The sequence below is a fragment of the Nocardia sp. NPDC006982 genome, assembly GCF_042869435.1.
In the GTDB taxonomy this organism is placed as follows: Bacteria; Actinomycetota; Actinomycetes; order Mycobacteriales; family Mycobacteriaceae; genus Nocardia.
This window is the reverse complement of record NZ_JBIAFV010000001.1, coordinates 1,096,265-1,123,137: the sequence shown is the minus strand read 5'-3', so window position 1 is coordinate 1,123,137 and position 26,873 is coordinate 1,096,265. Positions and strand designations below refer to the sequence as shown.

At 66.2% G+C, this 26,873-nt stretch carries 22 protein-coding genes; 16 read left to right on the top strand and 6 right to left on the bottom strand.

Annotated elements, in window-relative coordinates; translation table 11 throughout:
- Positions 1-47 precede the first annotated feature (47 nt).
- The 3 genes from ACFYOW_RS04940 to ACFYOW_RS04930 are packed head-to-tail and all read left to right on the top strand — an operon-like array spanning position 48 to position 2,539.
- Positions 48-944: a hypothetical protein gene (locus tag ACFYOW_RS04940; RefSeq protein ID WP_063043165.1), complete on the top strand. Its 897-nt coding sequence runs from the start codon at positions 48-50 to the stop codon at positions 942-944.
- A complete protein-coding gene (locus ACFYOW_RS04935; protein WP_387284592.1) occupies positions 945-1,631 on the top strand; it encodes a hypothetical protein in 687 nt (228 codons plus the stop codon).
- Complete coding sequence (locus ACFYOW_RS04930) at positions 1,613-2,539, top strand: inositol monophosphatase family protein (RefSeq protein ID WP_387284590.1); 927 nt, start codon at positions 1,613-1,615, stop codon at positions 2,537-2,539. The genes ACFYOW_RS04935 and ACFYOW_RS04930 overlap by 19 nt, the downstream gene beginning before the upstream one ends.
- A gap of 13 nt (positions 2,540-2,552) precedes the next feature.
- Here the strand turns inward: ACFYOW_RS04930 and ACFYOW_RS04925 are convergent, their stop codons facing one another.
- The gene (locus ACFYOW_RS04925) at positions 2,553-3,821 is read right to left on the bottom strand and encodes an SLC13 family permease (protein ID WP_387286012.1); all 1,269 of its coding nucleotides are present in this window, start codon (positions 3,819-3,821) and stop codon (positions 2,553-2,555) included.
- 96 nt (positions 3,822-3,917) lie between these two features.
- Between ACFYOW_RS04925 and ACFYOW_RS04920 the strand changes: the two genes are divergently transcribed.
- The 3 genes from ACFYOW_RS04920 (at position 3,918) to ACFYOW_RS04910 (ending at position 11,598) form a co-directional block, all read left to right on the top strand.
- Positions 3,918-9,620 (top strand): TIR domain-containing protein, encoded by a 5,703-nt coding sequence (locus ACFYOW_RS04920; RefSeq protein WP_387284589.1) that lies wholly within the window; start codon positions 3,918-3,920, stop codon positions 9,618-9,620.
- Between the two features lie 64 nt (positions 9,621-9,684).
- The gene (locus ACFYOW_RS04915; RefSeq protein ID WP_387284588.1) at positions 9,685-10,233 is read left to right on the top strand and encodes a DUF4334 domain-containing protein; all 549 of its coding nucleotides are present in this window, start codon (positions 9,685-9,687) and stop codon (positions 10,231-10,233) included.
- A 135-nt stretch (positions 10,234-10,368) separates the two neighbouring features.
- Positions 10,369-11,598 (top strand): FAD-dependent oxidoreductase, encoded by a 1,230-nt coding sequence (locus tag ACFYOW_RS04910; RefSeq protein ID WP_387284586.1) that lies wholly within the window; start codon positions 10,369-10,371, stop codon positions 11,596-11,598.
- A gap of 139 nt (positions 11,599-11,737) precedes the next feature.
- Here ACFYOW_RS04910 and ACFYOW_RS04905 read toward each other — a convergent pair whose 3' ends face one another.
- Positions 11,738-12,706: a zinc-binding alcohol dehydrogenase family protein gene (locus tag ACFYOW_RS04905; protein WP_387284584.1), complete on the bottom strand. Its 969-nt coding sequence runs from the start codon at positions 12,704-12,706 to the stop codon at positions 11,738-11,740.
- Positions 12,707-12,788: 82 nt separating this feature from the next.
- Between ACFYOW_RS04905 and ACFYOW_RS04900 the strand changes: the two genes are divergently transcribed.
- Positions 12,789-13,364 carry a TetR/AcrR family transcriptional regulator gene (locus ACFYOW_RS04900; RefSeq protein ID WP_387284582.1) on the top strand — a complete coding sequence of 192 codons (576 nt, stop codon included), beginning with the start codon at positions 12,789-12,791 and terminating at the stop codon, positions 13,362-13,364.
- Here the strand turns inward: ACFYOW_RS04900 and ACFYOW_RS04895 are convergent.
- Positions 13,361-14,074 carry an HD domain-containing protein gene (locus tag ACFYOW_RS04895; protein ID WP_387284580.1) on the bottom strand — a complete coding sequence of 238 codons (714 nt, stop codon included), beginning with the start codon at positions 14,072-14,074 and terminating at the stop codon, positions 13,361-13,363. The two genes, ACFYOW_RS04900 and ACFYOW_RS04895, sit on opposite strands and share 4 nt — an antisense overlap.
- A 134-nt stretch (positions 14,075-14,208) precedes the next feature.
- Here ACFYOW_RS04895 and ACFYOW_RS04890 point away from each other — a divergent pair, with 134 nt between their 5' ends.
- Positions 14,209-15,051 (top strand): hypothetical protein, encoded by an 843-nt coding sequence (locus ACFYOW_RS04890; RefSeq protein ID WP_387284578.1) that lies wholly within the window; start codon positions 14,209-14,211, stop codon positions 15,049-15,051.
- 8 nt (positions 15,052-15,059) lie between these two features.
- On the opposite strand, the gene ACFYOW_RS04885 is transcribed toward ACFYOW_RS04890, so the two are convergent.
- The 3 genes from ACFYOW_RS04885 to ACFYOW_RS04875 are packed head-to-tail and all read right to left on the bottom strand — an operon-like array spanning position 15,060 to position 16,798.
- Positions 15,060-15,506, bottom strand: a complete 447-nt coding sequence (locus ACFYOW_RS04885; protein ID WP_387284576.1) for an SgcJ/EcaC family oxidoreductase — start codon at positions 15,504-15,506, stop codon at positions 15,060-15,062.
- Positions 15,507-15,566: 60 nt separating this feature from the next.
- On the bottom strand, positions 15,567-16,193 hold the full coding sequence (locus ACFYOW_RS04880; protein WP_387284574.1) for an alpha-ketoglutarate-dependent dioxygenase AlkB: 627 nt from the start codon (positions 16,191-16,193) through the stop codon (positions 15,567-15,569).
- 50 nt (positions 16,194-16,243) lie between these two features.
- Positions 16,244-16,798, bottom strand: coding sequence for a TetR/AcrR family transcriptional regulator (locus tag ACFYOW_RS04875; RefSeq protein ID WP_387284573.1), 555 nt, complete (start codon positions 16,796-16,798; stop codon positions 16,244-16,246).
- Between the two features lie 103 nt (positions 16,799-16,901).
- On the opposite strand from ACFYOW_RS04875, the gene ACFYOW_RS04870 reads away from it, so the two are divergent.
- The 8 genes from ACFYOW_RS04870 (at position 16,902) to pyrF (ending at position 26,666) form a co-directional block, all read left to right on the top strand.
- Positions 16,902-17,762, top strand: a complete 861-nt coding sequence (locus tag ACFYOW_RS04870) for an SAM-dependent methyltransferase (RefSeq protein ID WP_387284571.1) — start codon at positions 16,902-16,904, stop codon at positions 17,760-17,762.
- A 152-nt stretch (positions 17,763-17,914) separates the two neighbouring features.
- Positions 17,915-18,550 (top strand): bifunctional pyr operon transcriptional regulator/uracil phosphoribosyltransferase PyrR, encoded by a 636-nt coding sequence (pyrR, locus tag ACFYOW_RS04865; RefSeq protein ID WP_327099935.1) that lies wholly within the window; start codon positions 17,915-17,917, stop codon positions 18,548-18,550.
- A 37-nt stretch (positions 18,551-18,587) separates the two neighbouring features.
- Complete coding sequence (locus ACFYOW_RS04860; protein WP_364475022.1) at positions 18,588-19,544, top strand: aspartate carbamoyltransferase catalytic subunit; 957 nt, start codon at positions 18,588-18,590, stop codon at positions 19,542-19,544.
- Between the two features lie 73 nt (positions 19,545-19,617).
- On the top strand, positions 19,618-20,913 hold the full coding sequence (locus ACFYOW_RS04855; RefSeq protein ID WP_387284569.1) for a dihydroorotase: 1,296 nt from the start codon (positions 19,618-19,620) through the stop codon (positions 20,911-20,913).
- Complete coding sequence (locus tag ACFYOW_RS04850) at positions 20,914-21,408, top strand: transporter (RefSeq protein WP_387284567.1); 495 nt, start codon at positions 20,914-20,916, stop codon at positions 21,406-21,408.
- Positions 21,405-22,517 carry a glutamine-hydrolyzing carbamoyl-phosphate synthase small subunit gene (gene carA / locus ACFYOW_RS04845; protein ID WP_387284565.1) on the top strand — a complete coding sequence of 371 codons (1,113 nt, stop codon included), beginning with the start codon at positions 21,405-21,407 and terminating at the stop codon, positions 22,515-22,517. The genes ACFYOW_RS04850 and carA overlap by 4 nt, the downstream gene beginning before the upstream one ends.
- The gene (carB, locus tag ACFYOW_RS04840; RefSeq protein ID WP_387284563.1) at positions 22,517-25,825 is read left to right on the top strand and encodes a carbamoyl-phosphate synthase large subunit; all 3,309 of its coding nucleotides are present in this window, start codon (positions 22,517-22,519) and stop codon (positions 25,823-25,825) included. The genes carA and carB overlap by 1 nt, the downstream gene beginning before the upstream one ends.
- Before the next feature lie 16 nt (positions 25,826-25,841).
- Positions 25,842-26,666 (top strand): orotidine-5'-phosphate decarboxylase, encoded by an 825-nt coding sequence (gene pyrF, locus ACFYOW_RS04835; protein WP_387286010.1) that lies wholly within the window; start codon positions 25,842-25,844, stop codon positions 26,664-26,666.
- Positions 26,667-26,873: the final 207 nt, after the last annotated feature.

Genomic DNA, 26,873 nt, shown 5'->3' with positions numbered 1-26,873 from the left:
CAGGTGCACCTATCCTGGGTAGAAACCCTAGGGGAGGCCGAAAACCTATGGCACGGGTGCTGATCTGGCTGCGGAACAATATCGACGGTCTCGTCGCCCTGGTTCTCGCGGTCATCTTCGGTGTGATCTCGCTGATCGATATCGGCTTCTTCGATTCGGATCTGATCAACGCGGTCATCCTGCTGGTGCTCGGTCTGCTGGCCACCACGCTGCTGCGTGATCGGCACCTGTCGGCCAAGGCCATTCGCGATACGACCTCGGTGCAGTTGCTCTACGGTCCCGAGATCGGGCATGCGCATACCCTGGCCCGGCGCGGCACCGAACAGTGGCTTTTCAAGGGCGGTACCGGAACCTACCTGCGCGCGGTGACGTTGCGGGAGTGCGTGGAGAACGCGCGCCGCGAACAGCGTCCGTTGCGGATCCAGGTGGAGGTGCTGGATCCGACCAATGAACAGCTGTGCAAGACCTACGCGCAGTTCCGCTCTTCGCTGGTGCCCGAGGCCGACCGCACCGGCGAATTGTGGACCACCGAGCGGACCCGCAAGGAGTCCTTCGCGACGGTGCTCGCGGCGTGCTGGTACCGGCAGCGATTCACCTTCCTGACCATCGATGTCGGACTCTCGATGGTGATGACGACCTTCCGCTGGGACCTCTCGTCGAGTTGCGTCATTGTCACACAGGACAATCCGAATACTCCGGCCCTGATGTTCGAACGGGACAAGCCCTACTACCGGGACTTCAACCGCGAACTCGTGGCGAGTTTCAAGCAGGCCAGACAGGTGCCGCTGAGCAGGAGCGAGGAACTCGCGCTCGCCGACGAACCGTCGGTCGACCAGACTCGTGCGCTGTTCGATCTGCTCGGTCTCGCGCTACCGGCTTCCTATACCGATCGCGATGTCGCCGATATCGTGCGACGCGCACTGCAGCCGAGGAATCCGTACTGAATGAACGACTATGCCCGACTACGAACGCTGATCGGCTCCGATGCGGCGGGGCCAGCGGTGCGACGCTGGGCTCGCGATTTCATGACCGGGGTGCTCGACGGTCGCACCGACATCGGTGCGGTCCGGCATCCGTTGGGGTTCTTGTGTTTTCCCGCGTGGCGCGACGGCGGACTCGGCGTCTGCGTGCATGTCTGGACCGATGGGCTGCGGTCGCGTCCGACGACTTCGGCGATGCACGCGCACAGCTGGGATCTGCTCAGCGTGGTCTTGTACGGCGAGGTCGGCAACGAGATACTCGAAGTGGAGAGCTCTGCGGACCGGGCAACCCATCGCATCTTCGAAATCCATAGTGGCGCCGACGGTGATGTGGTGCGTGCGACCGAGCGTCTGGTCCGCTATCGCATCCGATCCAGTGAACATTTCCGTGCAGGCGAGGTATACACCCTGCCGCACGGGGTATTTCACCTCTCCGATGTGCGGGGCGATGCGGCCACCGTGGTGCTCGGCGAGGTTCGTCGCGGCCGACCGGACCGATCCCTCGGCACTCTCGCCACCGCCGACCACTGGGTGCACCGAACCGGTTGCACCCCGGGCGAAACCAGGCGCGCCGCGCAAACGGTGCTGGACCACCTGCAGGAGCCCACCCTGCCGGAACAACTGGAGGACCGATGCGAGCAGGCGACGTAGCGAACCTATTGCTGTCACCGGATGGTCCGACGCCGGCCGATCCGGATCCGATCAGCGCCTTCGACCGGCTGGACACCGTTCTGACGACCGCTGCCGAGGTGGCCAGGGCGGCGGCGATCGAGGCGGGCCGGGCGATCCGGGAGGGTCTGGCCGGATCAGTCACCGTCCGCACCAAGGACGCCAGCGGTGATCTGGTCACCGACCTGGACCTGCGTGCGGAACATATCATCGTCGGCCATATCCGCCGCGCCTTCCCACACCATCGCATCCTCGCCGAGGAATCCGGGCTTCATGGCGTCGACGATTCCTGGTGCTGGGTCGTCGACCCGCTCGACGGCACCAATAACATCGCCATCGGCCTGCCCGTCTGCACAATCGGTATCGCCCTGTGCCACAACGGAGTTCCGATGCTCGGCATCGTCCACGAACCGTTGGCCGACCGCACCTGGTCCGCCGTGCGCGGTTCCGGCGCCAGCGGGCCGGACGGCCCGCTCTGGCGGCCGCCGCACCGTTCCTCCGAATCCGCTCCGACCCTGGCCTGGCTGCAGGGCTATCCGGTGACTCGCACCGACACCACTGCACGCGCCTTGCGCCTGGCCCTGGAATCCGGTTCCCGTCGCCTGATCCAACTGTGGTCTCCGCTGCTGTGCTGGGTCATGCTGAGCCGCGGCGATATCGACGGATTCGTCGGTTACCGAGCGGGTTTGGTCGACCTGCCCGCAGGCACCCTGCTGGCCCGTGAATCCGGTATCCACATCACCGATTTCGACGGCGCACCGCTCGACGACCACCTCGACCTCCCCGCCGGCGAAGTGAACTTCATTGCCGCAGGCACCGAGATGCTGCCGGAGTTGGCATTGCTGGTGAAGGCCGCTGCCGAGGTGAGTGTGACGGGGCTGCCGGGCTGAGAGGCGATTCCAGCTATCCCGTCGCCAGCAGCACAGCGACGGCGCCGGTCGTAGCGACGACCGCGAGCCCCAGCCCGGTGAGCACGAACCGCGGCATCGGCACCCGAACACCATGGGTGCGGCAGAACTCCAGGCACAGCAGCGTCGCCAGCGACGCCCATGGCGTCACGATCGGCCCGACGTTGGTGCCGATGAGCAAGGCCAGCAACTGATTTCGATTCTCCTCGGACACCACCGCCTCACCTGCGGTGTAAGCCGGAAGATTATTGGCCACATTGGACAATCCGGCGCCTGCGCCCGCCGCACGGTACGCCCCGACTACTCCGGAGTCGTGGCCGATCAGCGCATGCATGACATCGGCGAGCCCGAACCGGCTCAATGTCGGCACCACGAGGAACAACCCGACCACGAAAACCAGCAACTGCCACGGGATCAGCGTTAGTCGCAGCGATGAACGGTCGAAGATCGCGAAGGCGGCCACCGCAATGGCGGCGGCCAGGGTGGCGGCGATACCGATCCGATCACCCACGAACGGGATCGCAAGAATGAACAGCAGACACGCGCCTGCCGTCGTATAGAGCAGTGTGCGCTCCCTGGCGTTCTCCGGACGAATCGGCTCCGGCGGTACGTACCGATCGGTTTCACGTCGACCGCGCCGCCAATACCAGACCCAGAGGCACACCATGGTCGCCGTGATCGACACCAGTTGCGGCGCCCACATCCGCGCCGCGAAATCCGTGGCGCGCAGCGCAACCCGGTCGGCGGCAAGCAGATTGGTGAGATTCGAGACCGGCAGCAGCAGGCTCGCGGTATTGGCCAGCCAGAGTGTGGTCATCGCCAACGGCAGTGGCGGAATGCGAGCCGGTACCGCCAGCGCGAGCATGACCGGAGTCAGCAATACCGCAGTCGTATCGAGATTGAGCAGAATCGTTGTCGCCGCTGCGAAAAGCACGCAGAGCAGGAACAACGCCGGATAGTAGCCGCGCCCGAGGATGGCCAGGCGGTGTGCGATCACATCGAACACCTTCGCCTGCCGTGTCAGCTCCGCGAGAATGATCACACTGCACAGGAACAGCAGCAGCGGCCCGATCCGGCGCATATTGTCGGCGGCCTCGGCGCGCGGCAGCAATCCGGTCGCCACGCACAGCAGTCCGGCCGCGAACAGGCCGAGCCGGACCCGATCCAGCGTGCTCAGCCCCCATCTCGGCGGCGCGGACACCAGGGCACTCGACGGCGGGTTCTCCGCAGCGGAATCGACCTGTTGTTCGGACACATGCCCCATCATGCAGCATATCGGCTGGGGCACTTCCGCATTCGGTGCGCGTCGTAATGATCTTCTGCCGTTTGGCGTGGCGACCCATCGGGGCATACTGATGCTGTGACTTCGGGCGGGCGGCGGGACTTCTTCATCAGCTATTCACCGGCCGACGAGCGATGGGCCGCATGGTTGGCCTGGCAGTTGGAGACCGCGGGGTACAGCACCCTCATCCAGGCCTGGGATTTCGTGCCCGGTACCAACTTCATCGATTTCATGGATCGCGGTGTTCGTGATTCGGCGGTGGTGCTGGTGGTGCTGTCGGAGAACTATCTCGGTTCCTATTACGGAACCATGGAATGGCAGGCGGCCTACCGCACCGATCCGGGGAAGCTGATGCCGGTGCGCATCGCCGAATGCACGCTCGAGGGTCTGCTCGCCACCATCACCTATCTCGACCTGGTGCGGGTGTCCACCGCCGAGGAGGCGCGCCGAATCCTTTTGGAGCGGATCGGACATCTGCTCGCGGGGCGGGCCAAGCCGCCGTCGGAACCGGGCTTTCCGCACGATGGCCCGGATCGGTTCGCCGTCGAAACCATCACGGACACACCGGAATCCGTGCTGCAGCGGCGTACACCGGTTGCAGCCCCTGCGTTCCCGGGTGCCACCGATCGTGAGGAACCACGTACCAGCGTCTCGGTGCTGCATGTAGCGGGTCCGCGCTTCGGCCGTGGGCTGCTCGCACCGGACGAGCCGGGCACCGCGGCCGAATTGCAGGCACGCATCCACGCCAATGTGACCCATCTGGTGAATCAGGGGGTGACCAAACCGGATTTGATCGTGGTGTCCGGGGATATGACCGAATCGGGCCGTCCGCGCGAGGTCGACGAGGCGCTGACCTTCCTGAGCGGATTGCGTACGCTGCTCGGCCTCGGTCCGGAGCGACTGGTCGTGGTACCCGGCAATCATGATGTCTCCAAACCGGCCTGCCACGCGTACTTCCTGAGCTGTGAGGCCCGCGATCGTAAACCGCAGCCGCCGTATTTTCCGAAGCTCGAGCAGTACGCGCGGATGTTCGGCGCGCTGTATCAGGGGTTGGATCACCTCGTCTTCGATATCGGACAGCCATGGACACTGTTCCCGATTCCCGAATTACGGGTGGTGGTCGCCGGATTGAATTCGACCATGGCCGCGACCCATCTGCCCGAGGACGATTACGGCCGGATCGGCGAACCGCAGGCGTCCTGGTTCGCCGAGCGGCTACGCCCGTTCGAGGAGAACGGTTGGTTGCGCATCGGTGTCGTCCGGCACGATCCGCTGCCCGGCGCCGGCACGCCCGCCCATGACCCGGACCTGCTGCGCGATGCCGATACGCTGTCCCGGATGCTCGGCGGCCGGTTGAACCTGCTGCTGCACGGTCCGGGACCCGGTGGTCCGCATCTGGACCGGCTCGACGACACGCTGCCCGTCCTGCCCGCCGCCGCTCCGGGCCGCGACGAGATTATCCAGCTCACCGCCGCAGGACTGGCCCGGTTCTCCGGGGGTGGTGAGTCCACCGCGCAACTCGAATTCGATTGGCTGAAGGTGACCGCGGCGCTGCCGACGGCCAAACAGCCCGAACTCCTCGGACCGGACGAGCCCGAACTCCCAGAACCGCCCCCGGAAACTCTGGCGGTCGATCCGCATGGGCGGCTGCTCGAGCGCGTCGCCGAGGTGTGCGAAACCCGCTATCCCGGTGCGAAAGTCCGGCGCGTCGAGGTGGAGCCGCCGCATCTGCTGATCACCAGGGAGGATGACGAGGTCATCGCCCAGTGGCGCGTCGGCGTGCACGTCGGTGATATGACCAGGCAGGTGGTAGAGGACTTCCTCGGCCACGATCCGGAATACGGTTCCGAACTCGTGTATCGCGGTGCGGCGCCGCCGCGTTCGCTGCGCGAGGAGGCGGCCAGCCACGGTCTGCGGGTGCGCAGCTTCACCGAATTCCAGGGCCTGCTCGATCTGGACGAGTACCTCACGCACCAGGCCGCGCGATTGCGCGCGGACCGCACCTATCCGCCGGATCTGTATGTGCCGCAGCGCTTCCGGATCCTCGAACACGGTGACCAGCAGATCCGCGACGATCTGGTCGGCGAACTGATGAAGGTGATCGCGGCCGACCACGGCAGATTCATTCTGATACTCGGTGATTTCGGTCGTGGGAAAACCTTCGCGCTGCGCGAGTTGGCCCGCCGCATCACCGAAACCATGCCCGCGCTGATTCCGATCCTGATCGACCTGCGGGCCCTGGACAAAACCCATTCGGTCGACGGTCTGGTCGCCGCACATCTGGCCAACCACGGCGAGGATCGGATCGATCTGAAGGCGCTGCACTACATGCTGCGCGAGGGCCGGGTGGTGTTGCTGTTCGACGGCTTCGACGAACTCGTCACCCGGATCAGCTACGACTTCGCCGCCGACCATCTCGAAACCCTGCTGCAGGCCGCCGTCGGCAAAGCCAAGATCATCGTGGCCAGCCGCACCCAGCACTTCGAATCCCGCGCCCAGGTGCTGACTGCCCTCGGCGAACGCGTCGGTCTGCTGCAGGATCGGCGCATCGTGGGCATCGAGGATTTCGCGCCCGCGCAGATCCATGCCTTCCTGACCAACCGCTACGGCGGCGATATCCGCCGCGCGGACGCCAGAATGGGGTTGATCACCGGTATCGAGGATCTGCTCGGACTGGCGCAGAATCCCAGGATGCTCGGGTTCATCGCCGATCTGGACGAGCGGCGGCTACGGGCCGCGGCGGGTGCGAAACAGGCGGTGGGTCCGGCCGGGCTGTACCGGGAGATCTTGGAGTCCTGGCTGACCTACGAGGCCGACCGCACCGCGGGCGTGGCCGGTGCGCTGCCCGGACTGCGCCTGCACGAATTGTGGCTCGGTGTCACGGCATTCGCGCTGCGCGTCTGGGAAACCGGCGAGCCGTATCTGCGGCTGTCCGAATTGACCGAGGTGGCAGCGGGTTCGGCCGAGCTGACCGGATCGAGCCGGATGTCGGTGCAACAGTCGGCGCACGCCATCGGCTCCGGCAGCCTGCTGGTGCGCACCGAGGACAACCTGTTCGGCTTCATCCATTCGTCGGTAATGGAATGGCTGGTGGCCAACCACATCGCCGGACAATTCGAGGTCGGCACCCCCGCGCCCGCCCCGCTGACCCAATCGCTGCTATCCCAGCTCTCGATCGACTTTCTCTGCGATCTCGCCGACAACCGGGCGCTGCGCATCTGGGCCGAAGGTGTGCTCGCCGACCAGGCGGCCGACGAAGTCTCGCGCACCAATGCCATTCGGGTGGCGACGCGGCTGCGCACCGCACCGACCGCGGATCTGCGCGGTGCGAGTCTGGCGGGGGAGGATCTGTCGTATCGGGACCTGCGCGATGTCGATCTCACCGGGGCGGATCTCACCGGTGCCCGGTTGGTCGGCACGAACCTCGACCGTGCCGTTCTGCACGGTGCGCGGTTGGTCGGCGCCCGACTCGACGAGGCCAGCCTGGTCGGCGCGGATCTGGGCGAGGCCGATCTCACCCGCGCTCGCCTGGTGCATACCGATCTGACCGGATCGCGGGCCAGCGGTAGCCGCTGGTCCCGGGCGGCACTCATCGAGGTCACCGGCACCCCGACCGGCACCGATCTGTACGGTGCGGCGTGGGTGCCCGGAGTCGCGGCGCAGACCGAATTCGCGCCTGCCGCAATCGGAGTCCGGCACGGCTTCCACGCCAGGCACGGCCGGCTGCCGCAGCCGGTCGCCTACAACCCGGACGGCGGTACGCTGGCCATCGGCAGCGATGACGGCGGCGTACTCATCTGCGATGCCGAAACCGGGAGACCGCTGCGCACCTTGCAGACGCACCGAGCACGGACGTTCGCGGTGGCGTTCACCGATACGGTGCTGGTGACCGGATCCGGCGACGGGACCGTCGGCATCTGGGATGCCGCCACCGGTGAACTGCGCCGAATCCTGCTGGGGCACAAGAACTGGCCGTGGCCGGTGGTGCTGAGCCCCGCCGGTGATCTGCTGGCCACCGGTGACGCCGACGGCGTGCTGCGGCTGTGGACGTTGCCGAGCGGCGAACTGCGGCACGAATGCCGTCCCGCGGGTGGCGGCCGGGAACTCATCTACAGCTTGGATATTCGCGGACCGCTGGTCGCGGCTTCCTATCGGGATGGCGCCGTGCGCCTGTGGGATATCGAAAGTGGCAGGGAGAGCGGCGAATTCAGTGGCTCCTCCGGCTCGGTATTCCGAGTGGCATTCAATCCCACCGGTGAACTGCTCGCGGTCGGTGGCGTCGACGGCACGCTCGCGCTGTGGGATCCGTTGAGTTGTCGGAAGATTCGCGACCTACCCGGTCATACGGGGCGGGTCTATACCGTGACGTTCCACCCCAGCCTGCCGATCGTGGCGAGCGGGGATACCGATGGGGGACTGCGTCTGTGGGACGCGGAGACCGGCGCGGAACGGCAGTCGCTCACCGAACACACCGCGGCCATCTACTGGCTCGCCTTCGATCCGGCGGGTGAACTGCTCGCCTCCGGTGATAGCGCCGGACTGGTGTGTCTGCGCGACAGCGAGACCGGGGAGTTACGACACCGGCTCACCGCGCATACCGGCTCGATCTGGCCGTTCGCCTTTCGCCCGGACGGTACCCAATTGGCCGTTACCGACGACCAATTCACCACCCGGCTCTGGGATCCCCTAACCGGCACCTGCAAACATACGCTCACCGGCCACGGCCGCCAGGTTCGCACGGTCAGCTTCAATGCCGACGGTACCCTGCTCTCCGGCGTGGGTAACGACGGTGTGGTTCGACTGTGGGACCCGGTGACCGGGCGGTTGGTTCGCCGACTGATCGGCAGCGAAGACCGCCTGCTCACCTTCGAATCGGCGATATTCAGCGAACTCGGCCGCCATCAGCTCGGCCTTGTCGTCAACGACGGTCGGCTCAGCCTGTTCAACCTCGACGCCGACCTGTACGAACGCCATATCAATGTCGAATCCGCACCGATCTGGGCCGCCGCCTTCGACCCGACCGGTGACTATGTGGCCACCGCCAATGACGACGACACGGTGATCATCTGGGTGCGCACCACCGGTGCGCTGCACGCCGTCTGCGCCGAACATCGCGGCCGGGTGCGCTCGATCGCATTCAGTGCCGACGGTGCGCTGATGGCCACCGGCTGCGACGATTCCGTGGTGCGACTGTGGGACGTGCGCTCCGGACGATTCCTGCGCGCACTGCGCGGACATCGCGACCGCGTGTATTCGGTGGCCTTTCACGAGGACCGGCTCGCCAGTGTGTCCTGGGATACCACCGCCCGCATCTGGGATATCGAATCCGGCGATGCACTGCATACGCTGACCCGGCACACCGGCAGGCTCTGGACGGCCGCGGTCGACTCCCGCACCGGCACACTGGCGACCGCGGGCGATGACCTGGTTGTTCGGTTGTGGGACATGGCATCCGGACGTCATCTGCATACCCTCGAAGGGCATAAGCGCCGGGTCTGGTCGCTCAGCTTCGACCCGTCCGGCAAACTGCTGGCCAGCGGCGGTGATGACGGCAACATCCTGCTGTGGTCGCGGCCGGAGGATGGCGCACCGTCGATTCGCGCGATACTGCTCGGTCTGCCCGAAGGATGGGCGGCCCTCGCACCCGATGGCCGATACAAATTCGAGGGCAATATCGCCGGGCGGTTCTGGCATGTCATCGGCATGTCGCGGTTCGAATCCGGCGAACTCGACCCCTACCTGGCGGAAGTGGGGCAGTTGGCAGCCGACGCGCCCTTCTGAACCGACCGAATGAGAGATTGATAGCCTTATTCTCGCAACGTTGCCATCGAGAAGGAGATCGGTCATGGCCGAGAATGAGAGCGCGCAGTCCGATCTGGCGGACTTGCTCGATGGTGAATGCACGACGGAGCGGGCGTGGGAGCTGTTCGATAGATTGCCCGCGGCCAGGGTCGCGGAGGTGACCGTCGGCCGCTGGCGGGGTGAGGAACTGGATACCGGGCATCCGATGGCCGGGGTGCTGGTTGCCTCCGGCTGGTACGGCAAGCAGTTCGATGATCCGGAGTCGGTGCATCCACTGTTGTTCGCCGACGAATCGGGAAATATCTTCGCGGTCGATCCCCGGCGGGTGCCGCTCGGTCTGGCCGGTAGGGTGCCGCTCGCGGGCGTGCAGACGGTGCGGAAGCTACTGCCCCTCCTCGCCCCGGCGATCCGAACTCGCAGGCCGACAGCACGTTTGCGCGATATCGAATACCGCGGTGCGGTGAGTACCGCGATGGTTTACGACCATCTGCCGATCATCGATCACTTCCGTCGGGTGGATATCGATACGCTGCTCGGGGTGATGGATATGCGAGGGATGACCGAGCCGTACTTTTTCGTTCTGCGCCGCTGATCTGATCGCTGCTGCAACGGTTACCGGCCTTGGGCTCGGCTGAGCGGCCTACCATTGATGTCGGCCAGGGAAACCGCTACATCCGCGCCCGCGGAATGTCCGTCCGGCGCGTGCGCACGGAGGGAGGTCGGGGCAATGGAACACACGACGTGCCTGGTGGTTGGTGGTGGACCGGCGGGTATGGTGCTCGGGCTGCTGCTGGCCCGCGCCGGAATCGATGTCACCGTTCTGGAGAAGCACAAGGACTTCCTGCGCGACTTCCGCGGCGACACAGTACATCCAACGACCCTGGACCTGCTCGATGAACTGGGTCTCGGCGAGGAGTTCGCGAAACTACCCGCGCGCAAGCTGCAGCAGATCCAGCTGCCGATCCGCGGGTCGGTACAGACGGTATTCACCCTGGAACATTTGCCGGGTACGCACAAATACATCGCGATGGTGCCGCAGTGGGATCTGCTGGACCTGTTGGCCGGGGCGGCCGATCGGGAGCCGAGCTTCCGGCTGTGCATGAATACCGAAGCGACAGCAGTGATTTGGGAGGACGGCCGGGTCGCCGGTGTCGCCTACCGGACCAGAGACGGCGAAACCAGCGAGATCCGCGCCGATCTGACCGTGGCCTGCGACGGCCGTAACTCGGTGCTGCGGGCCGAGGTCGGACTCGGCTCACGAAGTTGGCCGACACCGATGGATGTGTGGTGGTTCCGTTTGCCGCGCACCGATATCGACCCCGCCGGTTTGATCGGACTGCTCAGCGCCCACCGCGCCGCTGTCATGTTCGATCGTGGTGACTATTGGCAGGTCGCAATCCTCATCGCCAAGGGCGGCGACGCGGCGGCCCGGCGCGGTCCGGTGACCGAAATCGTGTGCAGTATGGCCGATTCGGCACCGTGGTTGCGTGACCGGGAGGATGCGCTGCGCGACTGGGACGAGGTGAAGCTACTCGATGTGAAATTGGACCGCCTGACCAAGTGGTACACCGACGGCCTGCTCTGTATCGGCGACGCCGCTCACGCCATGTCACCCGCCGGCGGAGTCGGCATCAACCTGGCCATCCAGGACGCCGTCGCCACCGCGAGAATCCTTGCCCCACCGTTGACTTCGGGCACCCTGACCACCCACGACCTGGCCAGGGTGCAGCGTCGCCGCACCCTGCCGACCGCCGTCACCCAGGGCCTGCAACGTATCCTGCACACCGCCGTATTCCGCCCCGCCCTGTCCGGCCGAATCGATATCGCCAACGCCGCAACGACTCCGTTGCCGCTACGCATCCTGCGCCGAATTCCGGTCCTGCGCACCGTCCCCCCATTCCTGATCGCCCGAGGGATACTCCCAGAACACGTCCCCGCTTTCGCTCGCCGCCCCTGACGCAGCCGGTGGATGCACTCGGTGCAACTGTGCAGTCCGCGCACCGAATGCTCCACGGGAAACAACAAGGGCCACAATCCATTTCGATACCATACTCACTTTCGATGAAGGCAGCGACGCGGCGGATATCCGCGGTGCATCAGGGACGCAGGACGATCTTGCCGATGGGAGAGCGCTGCTCGATGAGCTGGTGGGCTTTGGCCGCCTCGTCGAGGGGGAGAACGGAATCGATTCGGGGAGTGAGTGTTCCGGAAGTGGCTCGGTCGAGGGCGGCGGCACCGGAGCGCGATACCTCGGCGAGCCAGGCCGGGCCGGCGCAGGCGGTGAGGGTGAGGCCGTGGGGGAGTAAGTCTGTTGTGGATATCTGGGCGGGGGCTCCGGAGAGCCAGCCGTAGCTTAGGATTCGGCCGCGTACCGGGGTCATGGTTTCCAGTAGGTCTCGAGCGGTGCTGCCGCCGATGGAATCGAAGACGACGTCGAGCGTGGTGCCGTCGAGGGCTTCGCGCAGCCGGGCCGGCCAGTCCGGCGCGTTGTGGTCGATGACCTGGTCCGCGCCCAATGCCAGTGCCCGCGCGGATTTTTCGGGGCCGCCAGCGGTTGCGATGACGCGCGCGGCGCCGAATTCCTTGGCGAGTTGGGTGAGTGCGCTGCCGACTCCTGTTGCGGCGGCTTCGATCAGGACGGTTTCGGTGCTGGTGAGCGCCGCCTTCGCGAGCAGAGGCAGTGCCACCGATCCGTCCATCAGGACAGCCGCCGCGTCTTCCGACGAGAGGGCATCCGGGATCGTGATCGCGGAAAAGGCTGGTGCACAAACGAATTCGGCGTAGGAACCGAAGCCTGCGGTGGCCACCGCGACGCGTCGGTCCAGCAATGCCGAGTCGACCCCGTCCCCGATCTCGACGACCACTCCGGCGGCCTGGAAACCGAAGACCACCGGTGTTTCGACCGGCATCGGGAACTCGCCCGAGCGCAGTTTGGTCTCCGGGAACAGCACCGGAATCGCCTCGGCGCGGATCACCAGTTCGCCGGCGCCCGGATGCGGTACGGCGACATCCTGGGCGACCAGGACCTCGGGTCCGCCGACGTCCGTCATTACGATTGCTTTCATTGCTAACTCCATAACTTGACTGTCGGTCCAGATGTCTCGAACAATATGGACCGCCGGTCAAGTTGTCAATGAAGGTGGTGGAATGACCGACGAACGCCCGAGGGAACGGGCGGATGCCGCGCGTAACCGGCAGGCGATCCTGGCCGCGACGGCCGCCCTGCTCGCCGAACACGGCGCCGACGCACTCACCATGGATCGGGTCGCGGCGGCCGCCGGTGTCGGCAAGGGCACGATCTTCCACCGCTTCGGCAATCGCGCCGGATTACTGCACGAGATGATCGCCGAGAGCACCTTCGCCTTGATGGATGCCGTCCGGAGCGGACCGCCGCCGCTGGGGCCAGGGGCGCAGGCCGGGGAGCGACTGCTGGCCTTCTTCGACGGCTTCGTGCGAATGATGACCGACAACATCGAGGTGACGGTCGCCTACCTGCAGGGCCCGCCGCATCCACGTGCCGCCGAAATCCACGAATTCTGGGATGCGCACATCACTGCGCTGTTGCGGGAGGCTCGCCCGGACCTGGATGCCGAAGTGGTCGGCAGGCTGCTGTTCGGCGCACTGGGTGGCGAACAGGTGCCGCGACTGGCTCGTGCCGGAGAGACCGAACGGCTGCTCGCGGCGGTTCGTGAGCTCGTCGAATCGGTACTGCGCGGGCCCTAGTCCCTGGCGAGAATGGCGTCGAAACGTTCGTCGGCGCTATCGAGCTGGTGCAGGATATGCCGTTTGACGTGCTCGGCGAGCGGGGTATCCGAGCGGGTGACGAGGTCGCGGTAGACATCGGTGAGCGGGCGGTACTTGGTGGCGAGTCTGCGCATCGCCGGTCCGTCGGCGTAGAGGATGCCGACGCCATTGTCGGTGAAGTCGGAGAGTTTGACGATGCGGGCCCACGGCGCCCGATCGAGATTGGTCGCCACATGTTCGCGGTATTGCGTGTGCTGATCTATATCCGGATCCGGTTCCGGATTGGTGACGGCGGCGACGAGTTCGGCGACCCGGGTGCCGAACCGGGCCGAGAGTTCGGCCAGGGCGGCATCGGTCGGCGAACCGGGACGCGCTCCGGCCAGTTCTTCCGGGTGATCCTCGACCGAATCGTGCAGCAGCCCGGCCGCGACGACGTCCGGGTCCCGCACCTCGTAGTGGCTGACGATCCGAATCGCAACGCGCAGTAGGTGACTCAGATACGGCTCGCGGCCGTAACGATCCTCGCGATGCAGTTCGGTAGCCAGGTCCAATGCCTCGGTGAGCCGTTCGGTATCGGATAGTTCGGCGATTTCCAGCAATAGTCGTTCGCGCAGTCCGCTTTCGCCGTAGACCTCGCTGATCGTATGCAGCGGCATTACGGCCAAAACCCCCGCCCCAGGATTGCTCATATGGCCAATCTATCGGGGGAAGCCGCACACCGCTGCGCTCTGGACCACTGTTCAACTGCGCGAAAATAATCCGTTGCCCCGTCGTCGCGGCCGTGTTCTCCTGGAATGCACGCGAGGCAGAACTGGAGGTGAACGTGGCCGCGCAGAACAAACGGCCGCGCCCCGGTTCGGCTACCGACAATATGGCGAAATTGCATCGACGTACCATGGTGCTCGACGGGCGGGTGTATACGGTGCTGAGCCTGCGCCCCGGCAGCGATTTCCGATTCGCCACCAACCATTTCCACGAGACCTGGCATGTGCTCTCCGATTGGCGTGGTGCGCGCATGCTGGCTCGACTGCTGTGGGGCCTGGCCTATCAGCGGCGCCCGGGCACGCTCGTGGTCATCGATCCGGCGCATCTGGATCCCAATCCGTTCGACGCCGCGCCCTCGGATCCGATTGTGCTGGTTCCCGCCGACCTGACCGTCTTCACCCGCGCCGCCGCCGTCGCTTTGCGCAGGCAACTGCCGTTCCGCGACGGTTCGCAGGGCACGGTGCGCTGGCAGACGTTCGGTCTGGATGCCGCGGTGGCCCAGCTGCAGGAGTGGCGCGCGAAGGGACCGGGGGAACGCGACTGGAATTTCGCCGATATACCGACCGGGTGGGAACGGATCGACCGCATCGGCGGCATGGTCACGATTTTCGGTGCACGCGATCAGCTGCGATCCTGGGCAACCTCGCTGGCGCCCCTCGGGACCTACGCCTACTACGGCATGGATTACGAATACCTGGACGAGGACCGCACTGGCGAGGTTCAGATTTTCCGGCAATACCGCCGGAAGGTGAATATCGCACGTCAGGCCCGTGCCGAAGTACTCGTCCGATTCGACGGATGTGCCTCGACGGAGGAGGTCCGGCGGGCCATCTGGTCGCACGGTGCGACCGTTCGCCGCCGTCGTTTCCCGACGCGCGAGGAACGGCTCGCCACGCCCTGAGCCGACGGCTACTTCGCCTGCGGGACCAGTGTGTTCTGCCGCGCCGCGGTCCACCACCGACCGTTCTCTTTGACCAGGACGTACAGCGCGATCATCGCGTGATCGATATCGATCAGCTCACCCTCGGCGGTGGTCGCGCGGGCGAGCTTGTGCGCGATCGCGATATCGGGCCGCAGGAATACGATGTCGGCGACCTCGTAGCGGACATACTGATCCTTCAGGAATCCCGCCAGCCCCTGCCGATTCGCCTCCAGCAGTGCGTCTTTCCCGACCATGAGCGCACCCACCGCATTGACCACCGCCGCATTGGCGGTGAAGTCGGCGGTCATGAGTTCGGCATCGTTGGTGTTGTACGCGGTTTCGACATTGGCGATGATCTGCTCGATCGCCGCAATGTCGTCGGTGTGGTCGACCGTGGTGTCCGCGACCACGGGCTGAATTGTCGTTGCGCTCATGCGATCAGCTTCTTATCTCAACCGTGGTTGAGGTCAACAAGCCGTCACGCCGCTGCGTAGTCAGCGCACGCCGCGCGGTCGAAATTGAATGCTGATTCGCGGCCCGGTCGGCCTGCGCGTCTTCGGTACGGCGTGTTCCCAGGTGCGCTGGCATGAGCCGCCCATGACCAGCAGATCGCCATGTCCGACCTGAAATCGAAGACTTGCGCCGCCACCGCGCGGGCGCAGCAGCAACGCTCGCGGCGCACCGATCGAAACGATGGCGACCATCGTGTCGTCGGTCGCGCCGCGCCCGAAGGTATCGCCGTGCCAGGCCACACTGTCGCGTCCGTCGCGGTAGTAGCACAACCCGGCCGTGCGGAACGGTTCACCGAGTTCCTCGCGGTAGTGCGCGGTCAGTGTCTCCCGTGCCTCGTCCAATGCTGGGTCCGGTAACTCCGCGCCCTCTTCATAGAAATACAGCAGCCGCGGCACATCCACCACGCGGTCGTACATCGGCCGCCGCTCCGCCTGCCACGGCACCCCATCCGCCAATCTTTCGAACAACGCATCCGCCCCCGACAGCCACCCGGGCAACACATCCACCCAGGCCCCATGACTCAACGCCGTCCGGCGTACACCATCGAGCCCGCCCACCTCGATGTCTCCGAACCCGTCGAGCAATGATCCCTGCAGCGGTGTCGACATGCCGTCGAATCTACGCGCTGTCGAACATATGTGCTAGCGAGAAACGGTCATCAATTCTTGGTGAGAATGTCTCGCGCGATATCGACGGCCGCGGCGTAGCACTCGTCGTCGGTGAGCGGAAGATCGCCCATCATGGCGGTGCTCCAACTGATGGCGAGCAGGGCTTCGCGCGCACGGAAGACGGCGAGCGGCGGCTGGTCCGGACCGGCCATCAGGTCGGCGAGCACGCGGAACTGGTAGCGCATGCTCGAGCCGAAGTCGAGCTGGCGGAAGGCCGGCTGGTTCTCGTGCCAGAAGCGGACCATGCTGCGGCCGATGCCGTGCAGCAGCGCGCCGTAGCGCGTGAGGATTTCGTTGGCTCGCTCCGTGTCGGGTGGGGCGCTCTCGGCCCATGCCACGATGTCGTCGATGCCACGACGCAGGTCGTCGGAGAGGCTCGCGACGATGTCTTCCTTGGTGCGGAAGTGGTAGTACAGCGCGGCCTTGGTGACACCGAGGCGGTCGGCGATCTCGCGCAAGGAGGTCTTCTCGTAGCCGCGTTCGGAGAACAATTCCATTGCGACAGTACGAATCCGCTCGCGCGTATCGCTGCGACGTCCGTCCATTACGTCCTTCTCTTTTGCTTGACGACCGGCTAGTCGCAGCCTAGCGTCTTCGCTGTGCCCAAATTACTAGCCGGGCGACAAGTTATCTATTGGGGAGGCAGCCATGACCGAAACGCATCCGAAGGCGCCGACGGCCGGTGTCGCATTGACCGCGATCGGTGTCGCGGTCATCAGGGCGAAGGAATCGGCGCGCACGGACCGCTTGTACGACGACCCGTTCGCGCAGCTGTTCGTCGATGCCGCCCGCCGCGCCTACTGCGAGATCGACGGCGGAACCGAGCGTTGGGCGCGGCTGGAAGAGGTGGCGGCCATGTTCTACGAAGGTCGTACGGTCGGTGTCCGGCTCGTCGATGACCGGGTCGCCGAGGCGGTCGAAGACGGGATACGCCAGATCGTGCTGATCGGTGCGGGCTTGGACACCAGGGCATTCCGCATGGCTGTGCCCGCCGACGTTCGAGTATTCGAGATCGATCTGCCGGAGCTCTTCGCATTCAAGGAACCGGTCCTCGCCGCGGCACGTGCGCAACCTCGCTGCGGCCGCGCGGTGCTTGCCATCGATCTGCGCGAAGACTGGGCAAAGCTGCTCGAGGAGTGCGGATTTCGGCCGGACCTCCCCGCGCACTGGGTAGACGAGGGTGTCCTGGGCTACCTGACCCACGAACACGCGTTGCACGTGGTCACCACACTGACCGAATTATCCGCTCCGGGAAGCCGTTTCGGCGTCAGCCGCTTCGCCGTCGACGAAAATGCCGGGCCGTACGCCGAACTCAAACGCCTGGTCGGCGGTGCTGACGGCGCGGATCGTCCGCGCACCGGCCTCGGCGCCGATGCCAGAACCTGGCTGGACGAACACGGCTGGCATACCGAATTCCGTAGCTGGGACGATATGGTCGCCGCGCTGGACCGGCCGGTCGCTTCGAACGATCCGGACATCGGAGTCGTCATCGCGGTCCGCGAAGCGTGAACCGCCCGGAATGCCCGGAGTGTCCGAACCATGCGTGGCCCCGCTCACAGCGGGATATGCCTGGTTAAAGCGGTGCAAACGGCGCTGCTAGGCTGCATGCCGTAAAGACATCCTTTAACGGACCGTCCGGTGAGGCGGGGAAGGAGGTCGGCATGGCCGTGCCCGAGGAACGGGCCGCCAAGTCCGGCGCTGCCGAAACGTCGCAGCGACACACCCCGGAGTGGGTGAGCGCGGGACGCGAGTTGCTGTCTCCCTCCGACGTCGGCCGGACCATCGCGCGTATCGCGCATCAGATCATCGAAAAGACCGCCGTCGATGCGGGCGAGCCGGATGCACCGCGCGTGGTGCTGATCGGCATTCCCACCCGCGGCACCACGCTGGCCGCGCGGCTCACCGACAAGATCGAGGAGTTCTCCGGGGTCCGCCCGGCACTCGGCTCGCTCGACATCACCCTCTATCGCGACGATCTACGCAGCCGCCCGCACCGCCCGCTCGAGCGCACCTCGGTGCCCGAGGGCGGTATCGAGGACGCACTCGTGGTCCTGGTCGACGACGTGCTCTTCTCCGGCCGCACCGTGCGCTCCGCCCTCGACGGTCTGCGCGATCTCGGCCGCCCCCGCGCCGTCCAACTCGCGGTGCTCATCGACCGCGGCCATCGCGAACTCCCGATCCGCGCGGATTTCGTCGGCAAGAACGTGCCGACCTCCCGCAGCGAGGACATCTCTGTATTGCTCACCGAACACGACGGCCGCGACGGCGTCTACTTGCATCAGGAGGAAGCGCAGTGAACCGGCTCGCCGGAGCGAGTGTGTATGAGGTGCGCTCGTGAGACATCTCTTGACGGTGACCGACCTCGATCGTGCCACCGCCACCGAATTGCTCGACGAGGCCGAGCGCTTCGAACAGGCGCTGCTGGGGCGCGAGGTGAAGAAGCTGCCGACGCTGCGCGGCCGCACCGTGATGACGGTCTTCTACGAGAACTCGACTCGCACCCGGGTCTCGTTCGAGGTCGCGGGCAAGTGGATGAGCGCCGATGTGATCAACGTCAGCGCGAGCAGCTCCTCGGTCGCCAAGGGCGAATCACTGCGCGACACGGCGCTGACTCTGCACGCGGCGGGCGCCGATGCGCTCATCGTCCGGCACCCGGCCTCAGGTGCGGCGCATCAGATCGCGCGCTGGATGGATGGCTGGGCGGTCGCCGAGGGCCGGCAGGGCCCGGCCATCATCAACGCCGGTGACGGTACCCACCAGCATCCGACGCAGGCGCTGCTGGACGCCCTGACCCTGCGTCAGCGCCTCGGCGATATCGAGGGCAAGCGGATCGTCATCGTCGGCGATATCCTGCACAGCCGGGTCGCGCGCTCGAATGTCTTTCTGCTCGATACTCTTGGCGCCGAGGTGGTGCTGGTCGCGCCGCGCACGCTACTGCCCGTCGGTGCGGACCTCTGGCCCGCTCGGATCTCGCCTTCGCTCGACGCCGAATTGCCCGGCGCAGATGCGGTGCTGATGCTACGGGTGCAGCAGGAGCGGATGAACGGCGGTTTCTTCCCGTCTGCGCGCGAATATTCGGTCAACTACGGACTTTCCGAGCGCAGGCTGGCACTGCTCGACGAGAACGCGGTCGTCCTGCATCCGGGGCCGATGCTGCGCGGCATGGAAATCGCCTCGCCGGTGGCCGATTCCCCGCAGGCGGCGATCCTGCAACAGGTGACGAACGGAGTGCATATGCGGATGGCCGTGCTGTTCCGGCTGCTGGTCGGTACCCAGGAGGCTGCCGCATGAGCGAACGAAGTGAGCGAATCATGTGCCAGTGCGCATGGCGCATGCCGGAGCCGAGCGCCAGCGAGGTGAAGGCATGAGCCTGCTGCTCAAAGGTGTTCGGCCGTACGGCGAGGGCGAGCCGGTCGACGTACTCGTGCGCGACGGTGTAATCGCCGCCATCGGAACCGATCTCGGCATTATCGACGCCGAGGTCATCGACGCGCAGGGCCAGATCCTGCTGCCCGGCTTGGTCGATCTGCACACTCATCTGCGCGAACCCGGCCGCGAGGATACCGAGACCATCGAAACCGGTTCCGCCGCAGCGGCGCTCGGCGGTTACACCGCCGTCTTCGCCATGGCCAATACCAACCCCGTCGCCGATTCGGTGGTCGTCACCGATCACGTGTGGCGGCGCGGTCAGGAGGTCGGCCTGGTCGATGTGTACCCGGTGGGTGCGGTCACGGTTGGTCTGGAAGGTAAGCAACTCGCCGAAATGGGCACCATGGCCGCCGGAGTCGGCGCGGTGCGCATGTTCTCCGACGACGGCCACTGCGTCTACGATCCGCTGCTCATGCGCCGCGCGTTGGAGTACTCGAACTCCCTCGGCGTCTTGATCGCACAGCATGCCGAAGAGCCGCGTCTGACCAAAGGCGCTGTCGCACATGAAGGTCCGACCGCGGCCCGCCTCGGCCTGGCCGGTTGGCCGCGCGCCGCGGAAGAGTCGATCGTGGCCCGCGACGCACTGCTGGCCCGCGACGCAGATGCCCGCGTGCACATCTGCCACGCCTCCACCGCCGGCACCGTCGAGCTGGTGAAATGGGCCAAGGCCCAAGGTATTTCGATCACCGCCGAGGTCACTCCGCACCACCTGCTGCTCGACGACTCGCGCCTGGAGACTTACGACGCGGTCAATAAGGTGAACCCGCCGCTGCGCGAGGTCTCCGACACCATCGCGCTGCGGCAGGCACTGGCCGAGGGCACCCTCGACTGCGTCGCCACCGACCACGCCCCGCACGCCGAACAGGACAAGTGCTGCGAATTCGCCGCCGCCCGCCCCGGCATGCTCGGCCTGGAGACCGCGCTGTCGATCATCGTGCAGACCATGGTCGAACCCGGCCTGCTGGATTGGCGCGGTGTCGCCCGCGTGATGAGCGAGCGTCCGGCCGAAATCGTCGGACTCGACGGTCATGGCCGCCCGATCGAGGTCGGCGAACCGGCCAATCTCACGCTGGTCGATCCGGACGCGAGCTGGACGGTGCGGGCCGCCGAACTCGCCAGCATTTCGAACAACACGCCGTTCGAGGACATGACGTTCCCGGCTCGGGTGACAACGACGTTGCTCCGAGGCCGGGTAACCGCCCGTGAGGGCAAGGCGGTGGGAGGTTCGTAGATGAGAGTGCTGTTGGTGGTCGGGCTGATCGCACTGTTCGTTCTGTGCGTCTGGCTGATGTACCGGGGCTGGCAGAACCGAGCCGCGCGTCAGGAGGCGCGCATCGGCGAACTACCGCATGTGCCGGGTGATCTCGGCGCTCAGGTGCTCGAGCCGACCACTGGACTGTATCTCGGCAGCACCATCGCGCCGAGCTGGCAGGACCGGATCGCAGTGGGCGACCTGGGTTTCCGGGCCACCGCGGAACTCACGCGGTTCGAACGGGGGATTCTGCTCGAGCGCGACGGTGCGACGGTGATCTGGATTCCGCAGGAATCCATTACCGCCGTGCGGACCGAACGCGGACATGCGGGCAAGGTGATGACGGAAGATGGTGTGCTGGTAATTCGCTGGAAGCTGCCGACCGGAACCGAGATAGATACCGGTTTCCGAGGTGACGACAAGACGGTGTACCCGGCGTGGGCCAGGGCGATGACGGGAGACGACGAGGGATGACAAAAGAAGCAGCATTGGTGCTGGAGGACGGCCGGGTTTTCCGCGGCACGGCCTTCGGTGCCGTGGGCGAAACACTCGGTGAGGCGGTGTTCTGCACCGCGATGACCGGGTACCAGGAGACCCTCACCGACCCCAGCTACCACCGCCAGATCGTGGTGGCCACGGCCCCGCAGATCGGCAATACCGGCTGGAACGACGAGGACGACGAATCCGGCAAGATCTGGGTCGCCGGATACGCGGTCCGCGACGCCTCGCGCGTCGCGTCGAACTGGCGCTCGACCGGCACCCTGCAGGACCAGCTGGACCGCCAGCAGATCGTCGGCATCGCGGGCATCGACACCCGCGCCCTGGTGCGCCACCTACGCACCCGCGGTTCGATGAAAGCAGGCATCTTCTCCGGCTCGGCGCTCGCCGACGCAGACGAACTGCTGGCCCGGGTCAACGGACAGCCCTCGATGCTGGGTGCGGATCTGGCCGAGGAGGTCAGCACCGACGCGCTGTACACGATCGAACCGAACGGCGACCCGCGCTTCACCGTCGTCGCGGTCGACCTCGGCATCAAGACCAACACCCCGCGCATGTTCGCTCAGCGTGGCATGCGGGTGCATGTGGTGCCGTCGACCGTCTCGCTCGATCAGATCCTGGAGCTGAAGCCGGACGGCGTCTTCCTGTCCAACGGTCCAGGCGACCCGGCAACCCAGGACGGCGCGGTCGCCATCACCCAGGGCGTGCTGGAGAAGGGGCTGCCGCTGTTCGGGATCTGCTTCGGCAATCAGATCCTCGGCCGCGCCTTCGGCCGCAAGACCTACAAGATGAAGTTCGGCCACCGCGGCATCAATATCCCGGTCGTCGAACACGAGACCGGCCGGATCTCGATCACCGCGCAGAACCACGGCTTCGCGCTGGAGGGTGAACAGGGCGAACAGTTCGACACCCCGTTCGGCAAGGCCGAAGTCAGCCATGTGTGCGCCAACGACGGCACCGTCGAGGGCGTGCGCCTGGTCGACGGCCGCGCATTCTCGGTGCAGTACCACCCGGAGGCCGCCGCCGGACCCCATGACGCCGCCTATCTCTTCGACCGTTTCGCCGGTCTCATGGAAGGAGCCTGATGCCTCGCCGCGAGGATCTCAAGCACATCCTGGTGATCGGCTCCGGTCCGATCGTCATCGGCCAGGCCTGCGAATTCGACTACTCCGGCACCCAGGCGTGCCGGGTGCTGCGGGCCGAGGGCCTGCGGGTATCGCTGGTGAACTCCAACCCGGCGACCATCATGACCGATCCGGAATTCGCCGATTCCACCTATGTGGAGCCGATTACGCCGGAGTTCGTCGAGAAGGTCATCGAAAAGGAGCGCCCCGACGCCATTCTCGCCACTCTCGGTGGGCAGACCGCGCTGAACACCGCGGTCGCTCTGCACGAGCGCGGAGTGCTGCAGAAATACAACGTCGAGCTGATCGGCGCCGATTTCGAAGCCATCCAGCGCGGTGAGGACCGGCAGAAGTTCAAGGACATCGTCGCCAAGGTCGGCGGCGAGAGCGCCCGTTCGCGGGTCTGCCACACCATGGACGAGGTCCGCGACACCGTTGCGGAACTGGGCTTTCCGGTGGTCGTGCGGCCGTCGTTCACCATGGGCGGCCTCGGCTCCGGCATGGCCTACAACGACGAGGACCTCGATCGCATCGCCGGCGGCGGCTTGGCCGCCTCGCCGACCGCCAATGTGCTCATCGAGGAATCCATCCTGGGTTGGAAGGAATACGAACTCGAGCTGATGCGCGACGGCCGCGACAATGTCGTGGTGGTCTGCTCGATCGAGAATGTGGACCCGATGGGTGTGCACACCGGTGATTCGGTCACCGTCGCACCCGCCATGACCCTCACCGACCGCGAATACCAGAAGCTGCGTGACCTCGGCATCGACATCCTGCGCGAGGTCGGCGTCGATACCGGTGGCTGCAATATCCAGTTCGCGGTGAACCCGGCCGACGGACGCCTGATCGTCATCGAGATGAATCCGCGCGTCTCGCGCTCGTCCGCATTGGCTTCCAAGGCAACGGGTTTCCCGATCGCCAAGATCGCCGCCAAGCTGGCCATCGGCTACACCCTGGACGAGATCGTCAACGACATCACCAAGGAAACCCCGGCCTGTTTCGAGCCGACCCTGGACTATGTGGTCGTAAAGGCGCCGCGCTTCGCCTTCGAGAAGTTCCCCGGTGCCGACGCCACGCTGACTACCACCATGAAGTCGGTCGGCGAGGCGATGTCGCTGGGTCGCAACTTCGCCGAGGCGCTCGGCAAGGTGCTGCGCTCGCTGGAGACCAAGGCCGCCGGCTTCTGGACCCAGGGCGACGGCAACTGGACCGATACCGAAGCCATCCTCGAAGACCTGCGCACCCCGACCGAGGGACGCATCTACCAGGTCGAGCGGGCGCTGCGGCTGGGCGCGAGCATCGAGGACGTCGCCGCGGCCTCCGGCATCGACCCCTGGTTCGTCGCCGAGGTGGCCGGACTGGTCGAGCTGCGCCGAGAGGTCATCGACGCCCCCGTACTCGACGAGCCGCTGCTGCGCCGCGCCAAGCACTATGGCCTCTCCGATCGCCAGATCGCCGCGCTGCGACCGGAATTGGCGGGTGAGACCGGCGTACGGGCACTGCGTCATCGGCTCGGTATTCGTCCGGTCTTCAAGACCGTCGACACCTGCGCCGCGGAGTTCGAGGCCAAAACCCCGTATCACTACTCGACCTACGAACTCGATCCCGCCGCCGAGTCGGAGGTCTCGCCGCAGCGCGAACGCGACAAGGTGATCATCCTGGGTTCCGGCCCGAACCGGATCGGCCAGGGCATCGAATTCGATTACTCGTGTGTCCATGCGGCGCAGACGCTTTCGCAGGCCGGATACGAGACCGTCATGGTCAACTGCAATCCGGAAACCGTCTCCACCGACTACGACACCGCCGACCGGCTCTACTTCGAGCCGCTGACCTTCGAGGATGTGCTCGAGGTCTACCACGCCGAAACCGAGTCCGGCACCGTCGCCGGGGTAATCGTGCAGCTCGGCGGCCAGACCCCGCTGGGGCTGGCGCAGCGCCTCACCGACGCCGGTGTGCCGGTGGTCGGCACCAGCGCCGCCGCCATCGATTTGGCCGAGGATCGCGGCGAATTCGGCGACGTCCTGGTCGCCGCGGGCCTGCCCGCACCGAAGTACGGCACCGCGACCACCTTCGCGCAGGCCAAGAAGATCGCCGCGGGCATCGGCTACCCGGTGCTGGTGCGCCCGTCCTACGTGCTCGGCGGTCGCGGTATGGAGATCGTCTACGACGAGGACTCGCTGGAGGGTTACATCTCCCGGGCCACCGAACTCAGCCCGGAACATCCGGTGCTGGTCGACCGGTTCCTGGAAGACGCCATCGAGATCGACGTCGACGCGCTCTGCGACGGTGACGAGGTCTACCTCGGCGGTGTGATGGAGCACATCGAAGAGGCGGGTATCCACTCCGGCGACTCCGCCTGCGCACTGCCGCCGATCACCCTGGGCCGCAGCGATATCGAGGCGGTGCGCCGCTCCACCATCGCGCTGGCCAAGGGCATCGGCGTCAAGGGCCTGCTCAATGTGCAGTACGCGCTCAAGGACGATGTGCTCTACGTACTCGAGGCGAATCCGCGGGCGAGCCGCACGGTTCCGTTCGTCTCCAAGGCCACCGCGGTGCCGCTGGCCAAGGCGGCCGCACGGATCACCATGGGCGCCACCATCGCCGAACTGCGCAAGGAGGGCATGCTGCCCGCCGAGGGCGACGGCGGCCACGTGCCGCTCGACGCGCCCGTCGCGGTGAAGGAGGCGGTGCTACCGTTCCACCGGTTCCGCAAGGCCGACGGCAGCGGTGTGGATTCGCTGCTCTCGCCGGAGATGAAGTCCACCGGTGAGGTCATGGGCATCGATGCGGACTTCGGCACTGCCTTCGCCAAGAGCCAGGCCGCAGCCTACGGTTCGCTGCCGACCGAAGGCACCGTGTTCGTCTCGATCGCCAACCGGGACAAGCGCGCCATGGTGTTCCCGGTCAAGCGCCTCAACGACCTCGGCTTCCGCATCCTGGCCACCGAGGGCACCGCGGAAATGCTGCGCCGCAACGGAATTCCGTGCGAACAGGTGCGCAAGCACTCCGAGGAGGGGCCGGCCGACCAGCCGACCATCGTGGAGCAGATCCGCGACGGCGAGGTCGACATGGTGTTCAACACCCCCTACGGCAACTCCGGGCCGCGCGTGGACGGCTACGAGATCCGCACGGCGGCGGTCGGGGTGAACATCCCGTGCATCACCACGGTGCAGGGTGCGGCCGCGGCCGTGCAGGGCATCGAGGCGAGCATCAACGGCGGCATCGGGGTGCGCTCGCTGCAGGAACTGCATTCGGTGCTGCGTGGCTGACGAAGGAGACGGTGCGGTGAAGACCTTCGGTGCCCGATTGCAGCACGCCATGCGGCATCTCGGGCCACTGTGCGTCGGCATCGATCCGCATCCCGGCCTGCTCCGATCGTGGGGTCTCACCGACGATGTCGACGGTGTCGAGGCTTTCGCCGAGATCTGCGTCGAGGCCTTCGACGGCCGGGTCGCGCTGATCAAACCGCAGGTCGCATTCTTCGAGGCCTACGGTTCCGGCGGAATCGCGGTGCTCGAGCGCACCATCGAGGTGCTGCGCGCCTCGGGCACCCTGGTGCTCGCCGATGCCAAGCGCGGCGATATCGGCTCGACCATGGATGCCTACGCGCGGACCTGGCTCGCCGACGGCACGCTCGGCTCGGATGCGGTGACGGTGTCGCCGTATCTTGGATTCGGTTCCCTCGCACCGGCTTTGACGCTCGCGGAGGCGAACGGGCGCGGTGTCTTCGTACTCGCCGCCACCTCGAATCCCGAAGGTGCACAGGTGCAGCGGGCAGTGGTGGCGGACGGTCGCACGATCGCGCAGACCATGGTCGATGCTGCGGCGCAGTGCAATGCGGGCCAGGAATTCGGCTCGGTCGGCATTGTGCTCGGCGCCACCCTCACCGAAGCGCCGGATCTCACCGAGCTCAACGGCCCGATCCTGATGCCGGGCGTCGGCGCGCAGGGTGGTGGTCCGGAAACCGTGCGTGAGCTGGTGCCGGAGCCGTTGTTGCACGCAGCGTTGCCGACCGTTTCGCGGGAGGTGCTCGGCGCCGGTCCGTCCGTGTCGGCACTGCGTGCCAAGGCGAGCGCGCTGCAGGAGGAGTTCGCCTTCCTGCGGCGATGACGCGTGACGATTGCGATGGACCGACGCTTCGGCGTCGGTCCATTTCGCGTTTCGGGCGGGGGAGGGCACGTTGATCGGGGATGACGTGTCATATCGAACAGCTGTGCGGCCTGCTGCGCCGATTTCCCCGCCATCGGGCATACCGGTGGCCGAGGCGGCGTCCTGATCGATCACGGAGCCAACTGGACCGGCACAGAGTGCCGTTCG

Excerpts from the sequence above, each read along its gene's own strand:
- pyrR (WP_327099935.1), top strand. The coding sequence starts at position 17,915 with ATGGCCGTGCCCGAGGAACGGGCCGCCAAGTCCGGCGCTGCCGAAACG.
- ACFYOW_RS04940 (WP_063043165.1), top strand. The coding sequence starts at position 48 with ATGGCACGGGTGCTGATCTGGCTGCGGAACAATATCGACGGTCTCGTC.
- ACFYOW_RS04870 (WP_387284571.1), top strand. The coding sequence starts at position 16,902 with ATGACCGAAACGCATCCGAAGGCGCCGACGGCCGGTGTCGCATTGACC.
- ACFYOW_RS04875 (WP_387284573.1), bottom strand. The coding sequence starts at position 16,798 with ATGGACGGACGTCGCAGCGATACGCGCGAGCGGATTCGTACTGTCGCA.
- ACFYOW_RS04855 (WP_387284569.1), top strand. The coding sequence starts at position 19,618 with ATGAGCCTGCTGCTCAAAGGTGTTCGGCCGTACGGCGAGGGCGAGCCG.
- ACFYOW_RS04885 (WP_387284576.1), bottom strand. The coding sequence starts at position 15,506 with ATGAGCGCAACGACAATTCAGCCCGTGGTCGCGGACACCACGGTCGAC.
- ACFYOW_RS04915 (WP_387284588.1), top strand. The coding sequence starts at position 9,685 with ATGGCCGAGAATGAGAGCGCGCAGTCCGATCTGGCGGACTTGCTCGAT.
- carA (WP_387284565.1), top strand. The coding sequence starts at position 21,405 with ATGACAAAAGAAGCAGCATTGGTGCTGGAGGACGGCCGGGTTTTCCGC.
- ACFYOW_RS04900 (WP_387284582.1), top strand. The coding sequence starts at position 12,789 with ATGACCGACGAACGCCCGAGGGAACGGGCGGATGCCGCGCGTAACCGG.
- ACFYOW_RS04910 (WP_387284586.1), top strand. The coding sequence starts at position 10,369 with ATGGAACACACGACGTGCCTGGTGGTTGGTGGTGGACCGGCGGGTATG.
- ACFYOW_RS04905 (WP_387284584.1), bottom strand. The coding sequence starts at position 12,706 with ATGAAAGCAATCGTAATGACGGACGTCGGCGGACCCGAGGTCCTGGTC.
- ACFYOW_RS04925 (WP_387286012.1), bottom strand. The coding sequence starts at position 3,821 with ATGGGGCATGTGTCCGAACAACAGGTCGATTCCGCTGCGGAGAACCCG.
- ACFYOW_RS04895 (WP_387284580.1), bottom strand. The coding sequence starts at position 14,074 with ATGAGCAATCCTGGGGCGGGGGTTTTGGCCGTAATGCCGCTGCATACG.
- ACFYOW_RS04880 (WP_387284574.1), bottom strand. The coding sequence starts at position 16,193 with ATGTCGACACCGCTGCAGGGATCATTGCTCGACGGGTTCGGAGACATC.
- ACFYOW_RS04850 (WP_387284567.1), top strand. The coding sequence starts at position 20,914 with ATGAGAGTGCTGTTGGTGGTCGGGCTGATCGCACTGTTCGTTCTGTGC.
- ACFYOW_RS04935 (WP_387284592.1), top strand. The coding sequence starts at position 945 with ATGAACGACTATGCCCGACTACGAACGCTGATCGGCTCCGATGCGGCG.
- carB (WP_387284563.1), top strand. The coding sequence starts at position 22,517 with ATGCCTCGCCGCGAGGATCTCAAGCACATCCTGGTGATCGGCTCCGGT.
- ACFYOW_RS04930 (WP_387284590.1), top strand. The coding sequence starts at position 1,613 with ATGCGAGCAGGCGACGTAGCGAACCTATTGCTGTCACCGGATGGTCCG.